Consider the following 15,978-nt stretch of genomic DNA (forward strand, 5'->3'; position numbering starts at 1 on the left):
AGATCACAACCGGCAATTACTACACATATATAAACACCACCGGTACAACGATGGTGAACCTGCCGAACTTGCCGGCCGGAGGTACCTATACGCTGGGCGCTCACACTGCTTCTGGAGCGCCAGCGACGGCGCAACTCACGTGGTTTGCCGTCACAGGTCAACCCGTCACGGGAACGGTGCAAAATTTCGCGACGTTGGCGGCCGGACAAAGCGTGTTTCTTGTCTTCACGCCGACGCAAGGTCAGGACCTCAAGCTGGCGCTGACTAACCTGTCGATCACGGGGTCTACCGGTAACGCGGTACAGGTGCTCATTGATGATCCCGCCGGTAATACCGTGGCCAACGTCAGTTGCGTGGTCAATGCCGGCGTCAATTGTCTGATACCGCTATGGAAGCTTTCGGCGGGGCAATATTCGGTGATCGTGTCGCCGCCGGATGCGAACAGCACGATCAGTTTCGGCGCCAGCCTCGAACCCAACGTCAACCAGCAATGATGGCCCAACGGAAACATTGGGGTGCTCGCTTTGCCTCCTCACGTTGGGCGCATGAGCCAACGTATGCGCAAGGCGTGACATGTCTTTCGTCGTTGTCGTTGGGAAAGGATCTTAGGAATCAGTGCATCAATGACTTCGCGGTTCACGCCACGAAAAAGAAAGGGAAGCCGTCATGATCGGGAAAGGTATTCGCGGGATCGGCGCGCGCAGCATGGGTGTGTTGGCGTTGGCCGTCATCACGGCCACGGCCGGGTGGCTGGCGCGGGGATCGTCGATGATCATGCCCAGTGCGGGGCAGGCCGACAACGCCCCCTCGTCGATCGCCGCTCGCCAAACGCTGCTGCCCGATGGCCGCGGGTTGTCCATCGATGAGGCCGGTCAACAGGCCAGCCTGAGCGATGGCGCGACACGTCGGATCGTCAAGCTGCCGGAAGTACGTCGCCAGGGTTCCGTCACCGTCATGCCCGGTGGCCAGGTATTGCTGTGGGGCGGCATGGATGCCAGCGGTAACGTGTTGGCGACCGGTGAATGGTTTGATCCGGCGACCGAGCGTTTTGTTCGCACCGGTATCCTGGGCTTACCCGCGCGTGCCGGCCATACGCTGACCGTACTAACCGATGGGCAGTTGCTGATGGCCGGCGGTTGGTCGGCGAAGGGTGCACCGGCCAGCGATGTGGTGGTGTGGCAGCCGGCGTCGCACACCATCACCGCGCGCACGCCGCTCCCCGATGGCCCACGTTTTAACGCACACGCCCAGTTGCAGCCCGATGGCGCCATACGTATTGCCGGTGGCGTTGATACCGGTGGTCATGTCGTGCAGTCGACGTGGTTGTTTCAGCCGAGTACGCAGCGCGTCACGCGCGCGCCCGAGCAAACCCTTACGCGCGCATCCAATGTGCCGATGACCTTTCCCGCTGCCGATAGCACCAGCGCGCCGATCCAAGGTCCGCTGGCGCTACGTTTCGCCACGCCGGTCGATGTCCGTCAACTGACGCGCTCCACCATCACCTTGCTCGGACCCGAAGGCGTGGTGCCGACCCGTGTCGTCGGCACCGAAGGTGGTCGTCTGGCCTTCGTTCAATTGCCCGATGATCTGTATCCGGGTTCACGCTACACGCTCTTCGTCAAAGGTCTGCACACCACGGCGGGCGCCGCCGTGCCGTATACCGCGGTAGGTTTTACGACCGCGCAAGTCTTCCCGGAAAGCGTGGTGATGGCAGGCCAGGGCCACCGCCGGTCACCTTCGTCCGTGGTAGCGGATAGTGCGATGCCGGCATCGGACGCGCCGCCGCTTTACCTCATGGCCGGCGATGGCAAGGTCTCCTGCAGCGGTCACGAGAGCGATCAGTTGTGTCGCACACAAAGCTTTATCAAGGACGGTGCCTGGTACCCCGGCCTGAATAACGCGCCCAATGTGACCGGCTCGCACTGGCGTTTGTATCAGCCCTATCAGCACCTGCCCGATACGCACACACTCGAAGCCAGCCTGCCCAAGGGCGGTGCTGCGCTGATCGGTCAGGTCCGGCAGATCGACGAGACGCCGGTGGCGAATGTCGAGGTCAGTATCGGTGGCAACAAAGTGCGGACGGATGCGCGTGGCGTGTTCGTCCTCAAAGGTCTCAACCCGGGCCGACAGGACGTCTTCGTCGACGGCGGCAGCGCCAGTCATGACACGGTAAACTACGGCCGTTTCCTGGTCGGCGCCGACGTCAAAGCAAAAACCATCACGCACATGCCTTTCGTGATGTACCTGCCGCGCGTGTTGCCGCGTGACGAGATCGCGCTGCCATCGCCGACCACGCGCGAAACCGTACTCACGCATCCGGACATGCCGGGGCTGGAACTGCACGTGCCGGCGGGCGCCGTGTTCAAGGATCGCCAGGGTCATGTGCTGACCCATATCGCCATCGTCCCCACACCCGTCGATCACGCGCCGTTCCCGCTGCCCGACAATTTTCCGATGTACTTCACCATCCAGCCGGGCGATGCGGTGCTGACAGGATTGACCCCCGAAGCGGCCAAGGGCATGCGGGTGGTGTACCCCAATTACGGGCACGCCAAGCCCGATGTCGTGGGCAATTTCTGGGTCTACGACACCCAGCAGGGCTGGAGAATGTACGGTGGCGGCCATGTCACCGCCGATGCCCGGCATGTGGCGCCGGACAAAGGCGTGTCGCTGGTCGCTGCGATGGGCGCTGGCGTGTCGCTCAGCAGTGCCAATGCGCCCGATAACAAAAAGCCGAACAACAAATGTGCGGGCGACCCGGTTGACGAGCAGACCGGAACGTTCTTCCATGAGTGGAACGATCTGTCGATCAAGGACATCGTTCCGCTGACGGTGATGCGCGCCTATAACTCCGACGACAGTGGCTCGCATGTCTTCGGCATCGGCGGCAATGCCAATTTCAGCCTGCACTTGTACAGCAGCGACGGTAGTTTCACGGCGCCGCAGCTGATACTTCCCTGCGGTCAGGGCATCGTCTTCAATTCAGTGACAGGCACCTCCACCAACTGGCCGCTGACGGGCGACGTGTGGGAGCATACGGCGACCAACTCCGCCTACTACGGCGCGACGTTGCAGTTTTTCACGGGCACGCCGATCGGCGAGTTTTGGCAGCTCACGATGAAAGATGGCACGCAATACGGCTTCCAGAGCGACGTGCCCAATCAGCTGGAATGGAGCCAGGACCGCTTTGGCAATCAGCTGCTTTTCAATTACAACGGCGGCCTGATGGATCAGATGGTCTCGCCCAGCGGACGCTCCATCACGTTCAATTACGACACCAGCAATCGCGTGTCGAGTGCCGTGGACAATACCGGGCGTACGGTCAGCTACACCTACAACAGTGCCGGCGAGTTATCGCAGGTCACCTACCCCGACCAGACCAATGAGCAATATACCTACGACAGCAGTAACCACATGCTCACCCTCCAAAATCGGCGGGGCAACACTGCCATCACCAACCAGTACGATGCCAACGGGCGCGTCACCCAGCAGACCTACGCGGATGGTACGAGCTATCAGTTTGCTTATACCCTCGATAACAGCGGCAGCACGGCCAGTAGTGTTAAAGCCGCTGCGACTCGAGCAGCCGGCAAATCAATGGATCCGATCAGCGTCATCGGGATTCCTGGAAGCGGTTCCACCGGCGTCGTCACCGCCGTCGTCGTGACGGACCCGGACGGCCACCAGGAGCAAGTGACCTTCGATCAGGCGAGTCTCTATATGGCGACCGATACGGTCGCTTACGGTACGCCGTTGGCACAAACCACCACCTACGTGCGCCAGGCATCGGGGTTGGTCAGCAGCATGACCGATGCGTTGGGCCGCCAGACCACTTACACCTACGATGCCTTGGGTAACGTCACGCAAATTACCCGACTCGCCGGCACATCCAGCGCCGTCAGCGGGCGGCTAACCTATACCCCCGATTACAACCAGCTGGCATCGTTGACGGATCCTCTGGGGCATACCACGAGCTTTAGCTATACGAACGGCTGCTTGACCAAAGTCACCGATCCGCTGGGTGATAGCACGACCATTCAATGTAACGCCGCCGGGCAGCCGACCAGCGTGCATGACGCTCTAGGAGACGTTAAATCCTTTACTTATCAGGGCTACGATCTGCAAAGCGTGAGCGATGCATTGGGTCGTACGACCTCGTTCGTGGTCGATGGGCTGGGTCGCACGGTGGCGACCAAGGATCCACTAGGCAATGTGGGGCTGATGCAATACGACGTCGAAGATCGGGTGACACAGGTCACGGACGCGCTGAATCAAACGACGACGGCCAACTACGACGGCAATGGCAATCCGTTGAGCGTGACGTTGCCTAGTAAGGCGGTTATTAGCACAGCCTACGATCTTCGCAATCGTCCGATTTCGCGGACGGATGCGCTGAATCAAACCGAATCATGGACGTACGATGGCGTGGGCAATGTATTGTCTCACACTGATCGTAAAAACCAGGCGACGGTGTCTACCTATGACGCACTGAACCGCCGTGTCCTCACGTCATATGCGGATGGGTCGACCATACAACCCAGCTACGACGCCGCCAATCGCCTGACCGACCTGCTGGACTCTGGCAGTGGCCAACTCAGCTGGACCTACGACGGTCTGGATCGCGTCACCTCGGAGGTGACGCCGCAGGCGACCATCGGCTATACCTACGACGCCGCTGGCCGGCGGTTGACTATGACCTCGGGAGCGCAGGCAACAGTGAACTATGTCTACGATAATGCCAACCGGCTCACGTCGCTGACGCAGGGCAGCGAAACCGTGCAGTTCGGCTACGACGTCGCCAATCGCCGCACTTCGCTGATCCTGCCCAATGGCATCAGCCTGAGCTACGGCTACGATGCGGCCAACGAGCTGACCGGCATCAACTATCTCAACCCCAGCAACACAAGCATGGGCTCGCTGACCTACGGCTATGACTTGAGTGGTCGGCGGATCGGCAAGACCGGTAGCTTCGCCACTGACGTGCTGCCGGCGGCCACCACGCAGAACGCCACCTTCGACAGCAACAATCGCCAGACTGGTTACAACGGCCAGACGCTAAGCTACGACGCTAACGGCAACCTGACCAGCGATGGTGTCAACACCTACGTGTGGAATGCACGCAACCAGCTGAGCCAGATCACGCAAGGCACGACGGTAGGTGCAAGTTATACCTACGATGCGATGGGACGCCGCACAGCGAAGACCACGGGTACGACAGCTACGCAATACCTCTACGACGGCATGAATGCGGTGCAGGAGACGCAGGGCGGTACGGTCAACCCGATACTGACGGGATTGGGGGCCGATGAGCGATTCGCGCGCAACGACGTCACGGGGCGCACGTACTTCCTCACGGATGCCTTGGGTAGCACCCTCGGCCTTACGGATTCCACCGGTGCTATGCGCCAGCAATACAGCTACGACCCGTACGGCAAAACGACCGCGACGGATACCACGACGGGCTTCACCAATCCGTATCAGTACACCGGGCGGGAGGCAGATGGTCAGGGCCTTTATTATTATCGGGCAAGGTACTACAGCCCTATGATTGGGCGGTTTATTTCGGAAGACCCACTGGGTTTTAAGGGGGGGCAAAATAATTTATATGCCTATGTCGGCAATAATCCGCTTAGCAACGTAGATCCAAAAGGGTTAGAGTCGCCACGCGCGGCGTCAGGATGCGGCAGCATGTCATGGGCAGCGTGTGGGTCTCTTCCTCCTGCGATACCCAAAGCAGGTTGTAGTGGTGGCGGAATTGATCCAACTCTTCTTGCGACGATTATTGCTACGGAGATTGCAGGTGGTGGTCCAGAAGATCCTCTCGCCGACGCAGCGGTGGTGGAAGAAATAATTGCCGCTGATGAAGCCGCCGAAGCCGCCGAAGCCGCTGAGGCTGCAGAAGCCGCAGAAGCCGCAGAAGTGCCAGCCTCGACGCCCATAGGTAGGTCAGGCAACCCAATGGATGTGGCTGACGGAACAAATGCGCCGGGCTCCGTTGGTGATACCGAATATTCTGGGCATGCATTTGACGAAATGCAAAGTGACGGCGTTATGCCTTCAGCTGTTCAAAACGCGATAGACGATACTGCCCCAATAGCAGGAAAGGTGCCAGGCACAACGGCTTACCTTGACACCACGAATAACATTACAGTGATAACAAATTCTGAAGGCAGGGTAATAACCGTGTCGCGTGGTTTGATAAGGCAGTAGAGAAAATTATGAAAAATACGGAATCCGAAGATTTCAATCAACGACAGCTGAAGATCATGGCTGATGAATTGAATGAATTCAAATGTCAAAAAATCTCGCTCAAGTATTTAATTAAAAGGCTTAAGGAAATTTTCTGGATAATAGAATCTATGGATAAGGAATGGAGTGAGAGCTTTTTAAGGGAGTGGGGTACTTTGGAGACCGTATACGCAATATTCCTTGATCAACGAGAGCAAGGAATATTATCGGGCAAAAAAGCAGAGGAATCTATTAACGCTAGAGAAATTTCTATACTGGAGAGCGTGGAGAAGCTTGAATTTCTAGTACAGACTAAGCTTGAGCATAGGGTTTAACAGGCTGTTGAGAAACTCTCTGGCATCGTCGCGGACATAGAATGTCCAGTTCCAGATTATTCAAAGCCGTAGAGAATTATCGAGCCAAGCCATCGTCAACTATGTCTACGACAATGCCAACCGACTGACTTCGTTGACGCAGGGCAGCGAAACCGTGCAGTTTGGCTATGACGCGGCCAACCGGCGCACTTCGCTGATCCTGCACAACGCGGTCAGCATGGTTTACGGCTACGATGCGGCCAACCAGCTGACCGGTATCAATTACGTCAGCCCGACGAACACGGCCATGGGATCGCTGGCCTACGGCTATGACCTCGATGGTCGTCGCATCAGCAAGACCGGCAGCTTCGCCACCGACGTGGTGCCGGCCACGACCTCGGCGCCGGGGACCTTCGATCTGAGCAATCGCCAGACCAGTTTCAACGGCACCACGCCAAGCTACGACGCCAATGGCAACCTCACCAGCAACAGCATCGATACCTTCGTGTGGAATGCACGCAACCAGTTGAGCCAAATCACCGAGGCGGGCAATATCAAGTTCAGCTATGCCTATGACGCTCTGGGGCGGCGCACCAGCAAGAGCGTCGTGGGCGCCACGGCACCGACGACGTATCTCTACGATGGGTCCAACGCGGTGCAGGAGGCAATCGGTAACGTCACTAACCCGATATTGACCGGCCTAGGTACGGACGAGCGCTTCGCCCGCAACGATGTGAACGGACGGACCAATTTGCTGACGGATGCGCTGAACAGCACGATCGCCCTGACTGATCTCACGGGAACGATCACGCAGCAATACAGCTACGATCCTTACGGGAATGTCACGCAGAGCGATACCACGACCGGATTCACCAATCCGTATCTTTATACCGGGCGTGAGGCCGATAGCACGGGGCTGTATTATTACCGTGCGAGGTATTACTCGCCGACGATGGGGCGGTTTATTTCGGAAGACCCGATGGGGTTTGGTGGGGGGCAGAATAATTTTTATGCCTATGTTGGTGATAACCCGCTAATACATCGCGACCCGTCTGGATTATGGGTTATAAATATAGGAATTAGTGGAACTGTAGGTTTTGGGTGGGGATTAACTGGTGGTGCTGGTATAGTTTTCGACAGCTCAGGAAACATTGGAACATACGCCTATGGCGGTGATGGATTTGCTTATGGGGCTAGTGCTGGAGTCGGCGGATCGTTTATGGGTTCACTGGGAGATGACACAACGACAATTAACGATTTTAGTGGCCCCTTTGGCAATCTGAGCTTTCCATTTTTTGACGGCTATATTGATCCAAGTAATTCGGACCATTTGGGCGCAGGCTCTAGCTATGGAGTTGGAGGATCATTTTTTGCCGGATGCACAATTACCAATGTTCAAAACTACGGTAATATTAATAATATTGACGATTATGTTTGGCGTAAGATTTTTGGGAAAATGTAGGATGGTGAATAATGAGGTAAACGAAATAGGTAACCTTAATAGCCTTCGTTCCCTAGACTATGTGGCTGGAAAGGTTTTTGGTGACCAGTGGCGAGGTGTTGCACAATGGTGAAATTAATTCGTTGGGCAACGGATGATGATGAGGAGGATGAAAAATATATCCCCTTCGGATTAATGTTCTTACTTATGTGTGTAAGTCTTTATGCAATTGTGGTATCTGCACAACGAATTCGTGATATTTTTCTGCTTTCGATCGATTTTGTTGTGGAGAGTTCCCATCAGGTTTGTGAGGCTCCATTAAATAATCGTTGCGTAACCCACTACACGGTCAAAAATGGCGACGGGACAGAACATGACTTTGTTCCTTTTGGCGATCAGTTTAGCGATGACTTACTGGTATTTGATCCGCATATCGTGAAAACAGCGCGCAGCTTTACTTATGAAATAGATGGCAGAGAGGAGCGGTGGCCCTACCTCTGGCAGCATATTTTCGCTTTATTTGCAGGCGTAGTTGGCCTAATTTTTTTATTCAAACTTATAAGTACCAGAAAGTTATTTTTCGGCTTTCGTAGGCCTTTCGACTAGAGCATTTTTTGATTTATCCGCATAGATATCCTGAGGACACAAAGAAATGCGTGGCACTCGCTTGCAGAGAACGTGTCGAGGATTTCAAAATGACGGGGTCAGGTTCTGAGGTTCCCCACGTTTTCATGCCGGCAGACCCAGTTGATCCAGCAGTTGTGAACTGGGGTGTCTTAGCTGATCGATGAGTTCGCTCAAGCGCGTACTCGACCACCGTCGCATTAATGCCTCACGACCCAGTCGCATCAACGAGTAGAGTCGTCGCTTCGATCGGAACGGCGCGAGCCAGTCGTCGATACCGCAGTTTTCGCAGGCCATGCCCACGAGCCAGCTTGCAAAAGCGGCCATCGCGCTTAGTAGCAAGAGCACTTCGATACGCACACCTTTGCGCGTGAGGCTGTCTTCAAAACCCTGCCCGTAGCGATGGGATTTCAGGTCTCGGAACGACAGCTCAATTTGCATGCGTCGCCCATATAGCGTGATCAGCTGTCGCGCAGTAAGTTTCAGCGATGGGGAGGCTACCAGCAACCACGGTTCGCTTTCGCGTTGCGCGTTTTTGCGGCTATTGGAATTGCGCGCTGGCGCACCGTATCGATTGCGGTGCTTGCGTCCTTTGGGCGGTTTGGCGTGCAACACGACACGCGACGTCATTGGCTTGCTGCGCGCGACTTCCATGGCACCAAAGTCGCGCGGTCCACGCGCCGCCAGGTCGTACATGGCTTTGCATCTCACCCACTCATCCTGTCGACTTCCCGTAAACTTGATCCAGCACAATCAGAGATCTCCGGGCAAACTAACGCCAAGGAGACTGAAGGTGCACAAGAGCAAGTAGGCTCAAAATCCAAACTTTGTATCTCGCCCAAAATTTGGATTGCCGTCCAACGATGCCCGCAGTGCGCGGGTCTCTGCGACATCAATTGCACCAAACCAACGCATTGTCCATGATAGTGCAATGAATAAAGCGGTTTGGCAGGCGTGGGCTGAGCAGATGGCGACCGGGTTGGTATTGGTCGATGCGGACTTGCGCCTGGTCTGGATCAATCGAGCGCTGGCGGAGTGGATTGAGCTGGGGCCACGCAGCGCGGTGGGTCAGCCGCTGGCGCTGTTGCTGCGTGAGCCGGAACCCCTGCTGCTGGCCGCACGCGTCATTGAACAGCAGCGTCCACTGCAGTTGCGCGGTCTTACGCTGCGCACCGCAGGCGGGCGGGAAAGCCTGGTCGATATCGCGCTGCAGCCGTTCGATGCCGGGCTGTTGCTGGAACTACATACGTTGGCCGAACCGGCGGCTAGCGGCTCACCGTTGTCAGCGACGCTGCGCGGCTTTGCACACGAGGTGAAGAACCCGTTGGCTGGTCTGCGCGGTGCAGCGCAGCTGCTGCAGCGTCGCGTGGCAACGGATGATCTGCGATCGCTGGCTGGGCTGATCATCGACGAGGCTGATCGGCTGGCCACGTTGGCCAATCGTCTGCTGCATCACGATGGCGCGCCGCAGCTCGGCGCGGTGAATATCCATCATCTGCTGGAACGTCTCACCGATCTGCTGCAGGCGCAGCCGCAAGCTCTGCGGTTGAAACATGACTACGATCCCAGCGTGCCGGATCTGCTTGGCGACGCCGATCGCCTGCAACAGATTCTGCTCAACCTCGCACGCAACGCGCAGGAAGCCGGTGCACAAACACTCACCTTACGTACGCGCGTCGAACACGGTTTGCGCTGGGGCGACCGGATGCTGCGTATGGCGTTGCGGATCGATGTGATCGACGACGGCCCCGGTGTACCTGCGTCGTTGCGGGATACCCTGTTTCAGCCACTGGTGTCCGGCCGTGCCGACGGCAGCGGTCTGGGATTGGCGCTGTCGCGCGAGATCGCCCGCGAGCACGGCGGTGAACTGCGCTACGCGAGCCGGCCGGGCGAGACGGTGTTCTCTTTGTATCTGCCGCTGGAGCGCGCACATGACTGACGAAATCTGGATCGCCGACGACGATCGCGGCATACGCTTTGTGCTTGCCGAAGCTTTGCGCGATGCCGGCCTCGCCGTGCGCGAATTTGGCGAAGTCGGCGCGGTGCGTGATGCGCTGCGCGAGTCACGGCCGGCGCTGCTGGTCACCGACGTGCGCATGCCCGGTGAAGATGGTCTGAGCCTGTTGAACGATATGCAAAAACAGGGCATGGGCCCGGTCATCGTGATGAGCGCCTACACCGACGTGGCGACTACCGCGGCGGCGTATCGCGCCGGCGCGGTGGATTATCTGGCAAAACCGTTCGATCTCGACCAGGCGGTTGCCGCTGTGCAGCGGGCGTTGGAAAGCGCGCAATCGCCCGTCGCTCAACAGGCTGCCACGAGCGTCGCGAACCACGCGTTGATTGGCGAAAGCGCACCGATGCGCGAAGTGTTTCGTCTGATCGGCCGCGTGGCGGCCAGCGATCTCAACGTGTTGATCACCGGCGAAACCGGCACGGGCAAGGAGCTGGTGGCACGCGCACTGCACGAGGAAAGCGCGCGTCGCGGCAAGCCTTTCGTCGCGTTGAATACGGCGGCGATTCCCAGCGAGCTGTTGGAGAGCGAACTGTTCGGTCACGAAGCCGGCGCGTTCACCGGCGCGGTTCGCCGTGTTTCCGGTCGCTTCGAACAGGCCGAGGGCGGCACGTTGTTTCTCGACGAGATCGGCGACATGCCGCTGGTTCTGCAGACGCGCCTGTTGCGCGTGCTGGCCGGCGGCGAGTTCTATCGCGTCGGCGGCCGCGAGCTGATACGCGGCAATGTACGCATCGTCGCGGCGACGCATCAGGATCTCGCGACGCGCGTGGCGGCCGGGCAGTTCCGCGCTGACCTGATGCATCGACTCGATGTAGTGCGTATCGAGCTGCCGCCGCTGCGCACGCGCCGCGCGGATATCCCGATACTGGCACAGCATTTTCTCGCCACGGCAGCGCAGGAACTCAAGCTGGCACCGAAGCGTTTTTCGAAGGCGGCGTTGAAGGCGGTCGCGCAGCGCGACTACCCGGGTAATGTGCGCGAGCTGGAAAATCTTTGCCGCCGCATGGCCGTGATTGCGCGTGGCGCGGAAATTCTGCCGGCCGATCTTGGCGAGATCGCCGGCAAAGCTGCTGGCGGCGAGTGGACTGACGCGTTGCGCGAATGGGCATCGGCGGCGTTAGCTAACGACGAGAAAGACATTCATGCGCGTGCCCGCGATGCGCTGGATCAGACCTTGCTGCAGGCGGCGATGCAGAGCAGTGCGGGCCATCGCCAGAATGCTGCGATGGCCCTCGGCATGGGGCGCAATACGCTGACCCGCAAGCTCGGCGCGTCGCGTACGCGGCGCAGCTGAAAGGTCGGTGCGTCGCTAGCGTTCGTTAGCCGAGCACGATGCGCAGCGTATGCGTCTGTCCATCATCAACCAAAGCAACGGATTGATCAGCGGGAAGCGTCTGGCCGTCCAATGCGATCTGCTTCACGCCATGGCTAACCTTGTCTGGGTTCTCCACGGCGATCCGGTAGTGCGTGATCGCGCCGGACTTTCCATGATGCTGATAGGCCATCTCGAAGCCGGGCCAGCCTTTCGGAATGCGCGGGTCAATCTGCAGCCGGTCGCCGTGCTTGTGGAAGCCCAGCACTGCCTCCATGCCGCCGCGATAAAGCCACGCGGCCGAGCCGGTGTACCAGGTCCAGCCGCCGCGGCCGACGTGCGGATCGACTGAATAGACGTCCGCGCAGGCGGCATACGGCTCCACTTTGTAACGGGCAATGGCCTCGGCGCTGTCGCTGTGACGGATCGGATTGAGCAAATCGAACTGCGCGGCGGCGCGTTCGCCATCGCCGAGCCCGGCCCACGCAAATATCGACCAGGTGGCGCCATGCGTGTACTGGCCGCCGTTTTCGCGCACGCCCGGTGGGTAGCCCTTGATGTAGCCAGGGTTCTCCTTGCCGTGATCGAACGGCGGGGTAAACAGCCGGGCGATCTGGTTTGGATGATCGACCAGCAGTTTGTCGACCGAGGCCATCGCCTGTTCGGCGTGCTCGCGGTTCGGTGCGCCGGCAATCACGCTCCAGGATTGTGCGATGGTGTCGATCTGGCATTCGTCGCTTTCGCGTGAGCCCAGCGGCTCGCCATTGTCGTAGTAACCGCGGCGATACCACTCGCCATCCCATGCGTTTTCCAGGGCGCCGCGCATGCTGTCGGCATAATCGCGCCAGTGTTTGGCGCGCTCGGTTTCGCCGCGCAGCTCGGCGCGCGGGGCGAACAGTCCGATGGTGGCGATCGCCAACCAGGCCAGCCAGCTGCTTTCGCCGCGGCCGGCTTCGCCGACCGCGTTCATGCCGTCATTCCAGTCGCCGGTGCCCATTAGCGGCAGGCCGTGCGCACCCTGCGTGAGGCTGGAGTCGATACCGCGAGCGCAGTGTTCGTAGACCGATACCTTTTCGTCCGATACCGATGGCTGGAAGAACGCATCGCTGGCGCCTTCCGGAATCGCGTCGCCTTTGAGGAAGGGCAGCAACTCGTCCAATACGGTGTCGTCGCCGGTGACATCGACATAATGTGTGGCGACGTAGGCAAGCCACAGACGATCATCGCGGATCCTGGTGCGAATACCCTGGCCAGCCGGCGGCAACCACCAGTGTTGTACATCGCCTTCGGCAAATTGCCGACCGGTCGCACGCAGCAGGTGTTCACGCGCCAGATCGGGCCGGCTCACGCACAGCGCCATCACGTCCTGCAACTGATCGCGGAAGCCGTAGGCACCGCTGGCCTGGTAGTACGCCGTGCGTGCCCAGACGCGACTGGCCAACACCTGATATGGCAGCCAGTGGTTGAGCATTACATCCATCGCACGATCCGGCGTCTTGACCTGCACGGTGTCAAGCAGGCCGTTCCACTGCGCGCCGACGTCGGTCAGCACGCTGTCGATGTCGATTGTGCGATAACGCTTCACCAGTTCCTGCGCCTCGGCTTCGGAGGCCGCATCACCCAGCGCGAAGACGATATCGATTTGCGTATCCGGTGGCAGTTCAACGGTGGTTTGCAACGCGCCGCAGGGATCCAGTCCGGCGCCGACGCGGCCCGACAGCGGTGCGCTGCTGCTCAAGGCGGCGGGATCATCGATCGCGCCCAGCTCGCCGAGAAACTCAGCGCGATCACCGGTGCAGGACTGCTGCCGGCCGCCAAGATCGATGAATGCCACGCGATCACCGAAGTCACCGCGCCACGGGTTGCGCGCAAACAGCGCACCGGTGGACTCATCGCGTGAAGTGATCACGAATGGTGCCGGCGTGGTGCCGTTCGAACCCAGTGCCCACTCGACGTAGCCAGTGACGGAGATTCGGCGCGTGCGTCCGGAATGGTTACTCAGGCGCAGCCGCGACAGTTTGATCGAATCGACTGTGGGCACGCACTGCGTCAGCTCGGTGCCGATGCCATGTGCGTCATTGACGAAGCGCGTCCAGCCCTTGCCGTGTATGACGGCATATTTCGCGTCAGCCACGCGCACGGGTAGCGCGGTAGCGCTCCACACGTCGCGGCTTTCCTCGTCGCGCAGAAAGAGAATATCGCGTGGTGTGTCGCTGACCGGATCGTTCGGCCACGGCGTCAGCGGATTTTGCTGGCTGTTGAGCGACCATGCGTAACCGCCGCCCTCGGCCGAAACGATAAAGCCGAATGCCGGATTGGCGATCACGTTGACCCAGGGTGCCGGTGTCGGGCGATTCGCATCGAGATCGATGCGGTAGGCGCGGCCCTCATCGACGAAGCCGCCGTGGCCGTTGGAAAATTCGAGCGTGGACGGTGTGGCTGTTGCGGTGATCGGCTGCGTCGCGCGAATCGCCGCGGCGGCAGGCGTTGAGCCCGCATCCGCCGGAGCAGTATCGCTGGCGATCCTGTCGCCCAGCACCACGCGGGCCACCGTCAGCAAACCGTTGCGTAGCTCGTCCCAGATCGCGCTGTCTTTCAGACAAAAGAGTTCAGCCTTCGGTGCGTTGTTGTCCTCCTTCAGCAGCGCCTGCTGGGCGTTGATCAGTGGATCGAGTTTGCCCTGCAGGGCATCGGCGTCTTTCGCCGCGTTCAACACCACCACGTCGACGGCTAGCCGCTGGCTGCGCCACAGGGTTTGCGCCAGCAGCAGTGCTTGTACCTGCGGCAAGGTCGAGTCCTTGTCCAGTCGCAACAGCACGATCGGACGATCGCCGGAAATGCCGGCGCCCCACAGCGCTGGCGGGCCACCGCGGCCCTGAGCCAGCAAGGCGGGAGCAGCGCGTTGCGAGGCATCGCTGCTGAGCAGGGCCGACATCCAGTGGGCGAAGCGCGCGGCCTGGGCATCGTTGATGTCCAGCCGCTCTTGCTCGGCCTGCGCATGTTTTGCCGCGCCGGCAAACAGGCTCTCCGCAGCGCCACCGTCAGCCAACTGAGCTGCCAGCGCGGTTGCGCCCTCGCGTGAATCGGCCAGCTGCGTCCATAGCAGCAGCGTGACGCTGGTGCCTGGGGCAAGCGTCACGTGCTGGCGCAGGGCAAAGACCGGATCGAGTACGCAGCCGGTCGTGCCGGACAAGCTTGCACTCATCTGCATGGCCTGCGCGTGGCGCAGCGTACGGCCGCGGCCGAGAAAGCGCGCACGGTCCGTCTCGAATTCCTCGGTCGCCGGCTGGCCCTCGATGTGCAGCGCCTGGGCCGCCCAAACCTTGGCTTCGCTGGTGGCGCGTCGGCGACGGGTGGCCAGCAACAAACGATTCGCAGCATCCCAGTCGGTTTGCACAAACATCTTGGAGAAGGCCGGATGCGAATTGTCCGCGCCGATTGGGCCGATAACGACCTCCGCATAGGCGGTTATGGAGAGCGCGCGCGGCTTGTCGCCATAGTTGGTCAACGTAAGGCGGCGAAGTTCCACGTCGGCGTCGCTCGCTATCGCCACCTCCAGCATGCTGTGTATGTGGCTGTGATGACGATTGAAACTGGCGCGTCCGGGCGAGAACGCTACGGTATCGTCGGGCCCGCTGCTGCCATACGGCTGCTGGCTGGCTGACCAGACTTCGCCACTCTCTTCATCATGCAGCAGGAGATAGCTGCCCCATGGATCGCGGGTGGCATCCTCGCGCCAGCGGGTCACCGCCATGTCGCGCCATTGGCTGTAGCCGGAGCCATGCGCGCTCAGCATCACGCTGTAGTTGCCGTTGGAAAGCAGGTGCGCGCGTGGTGTGGTGCGCGGTTGTGAGGATGAGCGGAATGACATGAGAGGGTAGAGCTCCTGCGCGATCGGCGGGGGTGAATGTCGCAACCGTCATAGCGTACGTCCGCACCGGGCTAATACCGCGTGAAGTCGATTCCGGCTGGTCGTCGAATCAGGAACAATCCGTTCCATGGGAAGTCACAATGCTGCCCCGGCTTTACACGCATTACATGC

Annotated in this window: 8 protein-coding genes and 1 pseudogene; 7 read left to right on the top strand and 2 right to left on the bottom strand. The window is 59.6% G+C overall.

The window, feature by feature from the left end; all coding sequences use genetic code 11:
- The 5 genes and pseudogenes from HDE79_RS01085 to HDE79_RS01105 all read left to right on the top strand — a co-directional run.
- A pseudogene (locus tag HDE79_RS01085) lies at positions 1 to 494 on the top strand (hypothetical protein); the annotation flags it as partial.
- 172 nt (positions 495 to 666) lie between these two features.
- Positions 667 to 6,210 (top strand): RHS repeat-associated core domain-containing protein, encoded by a 5,544-nt coding sequence (locus tag HDE79_RS01090; protein ID WP_184600082.1) that lies wholly within the window; start codon positions 667 to 669, stop codon positions 6,208 to 6,210.
- 8 nt (positions 6,211 to 6,218) lie between these two features.
- On the top strand, positions 6,219 to 6,563 hold the full coding sequence (locus tag HDE79_RS01095; protein ID WP_184600083.1) for a hypothetical protein: 345 nt from the start codon (positions 6,219 to 6,221) through the stop codon (positions 6,561 to 6,563).
- A 91-nt stretch (positions 6,564 to 6,654) separates the two neighbouring features.
- The gene (locus HDE79_RS01100) at positions 6,655 to 8,004 is read left to right on the top strand and encodes an RHS repeat-associated core domain-containing protein (protein ID WP_343205911.1); all 1,350 of its coding nucleotides are present in this window, start codon (positions 6,655 to 6,657) and stop codon (positions 8,002 to 8,004) included.
- A 108-nt stretch (positions 8,005 to 8,112) separates the two neighbouring features.
- Complete coding sequence (locus HDE79_RS01105; RefSeq protein ID WP_184600084.1) at positions 8,113 to 8,589, top strand: hypothetical protein; 477 nt, start codon at positions 8,113 to 8,115, stop codon at positions 8,587 to 8,589.
- A 123-nt stretch (positions 8,590 to 8,712) separates the two neighbouring features.
- Here the strand turns inward: HDE79_RS01105 and HDE79_RS01110 are convergent, their stop codons facing one another.
- The gene (locus HDE79_RS01110; protein WP_343205890.1) at positions 8,713 to 9,318 is read right to left on the bottom strand and encodes a transposase; all 606 of its coding nucleotides are present in this window, start codon (positions 9,316 to 9,318) and stop codon (positions 8,713 to 8,715) included.
- Between the two features lie 220 nt (positions 9,319 to 9,538).
- Here HDE79_RS01110 and HDE79_RS01115 point away from each other — a divergent pair, with 220 nt between their 5' ends.
- A complete protein-coding gene (locus HDE79_RS01115; protein WP_184600085.1) occupies positions 9,539 to 10,546 on the top strand; it encodes an ATP-binding protein in 1,008 nt (335 codons plus the stop codon).
- Positions 10,539 to 11,918 (top strand): nitrogen regulation protein NR(I), encoded by a 1,380-nt coding sequence (ntrC, locus tag HDE79_RS01120; protein ID WP_184600086.1) that lies wholly within the window; start codon positions 10,539 to 10,541, stop codon positions 11,916 to 11,918. Before HDE79_RS01115 ends, ntrC begins: the two co-directional genes overlap by 8 nt.
- Before the next feature lie 25 nt (positions 11,919 to 11,943).
- Here the strand turns inward: ntrC and HDE79_RS01125 are convergent, their stop codons facing one another.
- Positions 11,944 to 15,807 (bottom strand): glycosyl transferase family 36, encoded by a 3,864-nt coding sequence (locus HDE79_RS01125; RefSeq protein ID WP_184600087.1) that lies wholly within the window; start codon positions 15,805 to 15,807, stop codon positions 11,944 to 11,946.
- Positions 15,808 to 15,978: the final 171 nt, after the last annotated feature.

Origin of the sequence: Rhodanobacter sp. MP1X3, assembly GCF_014207165.1 — a bacterium.
Taxonomy (GTDB): domain Bacteria; phylum Pseudomonadota; class Gammaproteobacteria; order Xanthomonadales; family Rhodanobacteraceae; genus Rhodanobacter.

Excerpts from the sequence above, each read along its gene's own strand:
- HDE79_RS01125 (WP_184600087.1), bottom strand. The coding sequence starts at position 15,807 with ATGTCATTCCGCTCATCCTCACAACCGCGCACCACACCACGCGCGCAC.
- HDE79_RS01115 (WP_184600085.1), top strand. The coding sequence starts at position 9,539 with ATGAATAAAGCGGTTTGGCAGGCGTGGGCTGAGCAGATGGCGACCGGG.
- HDE79_RS01095 (WP_184600083.1), top strand. The coding sequence starts at position 6,219 with ATGAAAAATACGGAATCCGAAGATTTCAATCAACGACAGCTGAAGATC.
- HDE79_RS01090 (WP_184600082.1), top strand. The coding sequence starts at position 667 with ATGATCGGGAAAGGTATTCGCGGGATCGGCGCGCGCAGCATGGGTGTG.
- ntrC (WP_184600086.1), top strand. The coding sequence starts at position 10,539 with ATGACTGACGAAATCTGGATCGCCGACGACGATCGCGGCATACGCTTT.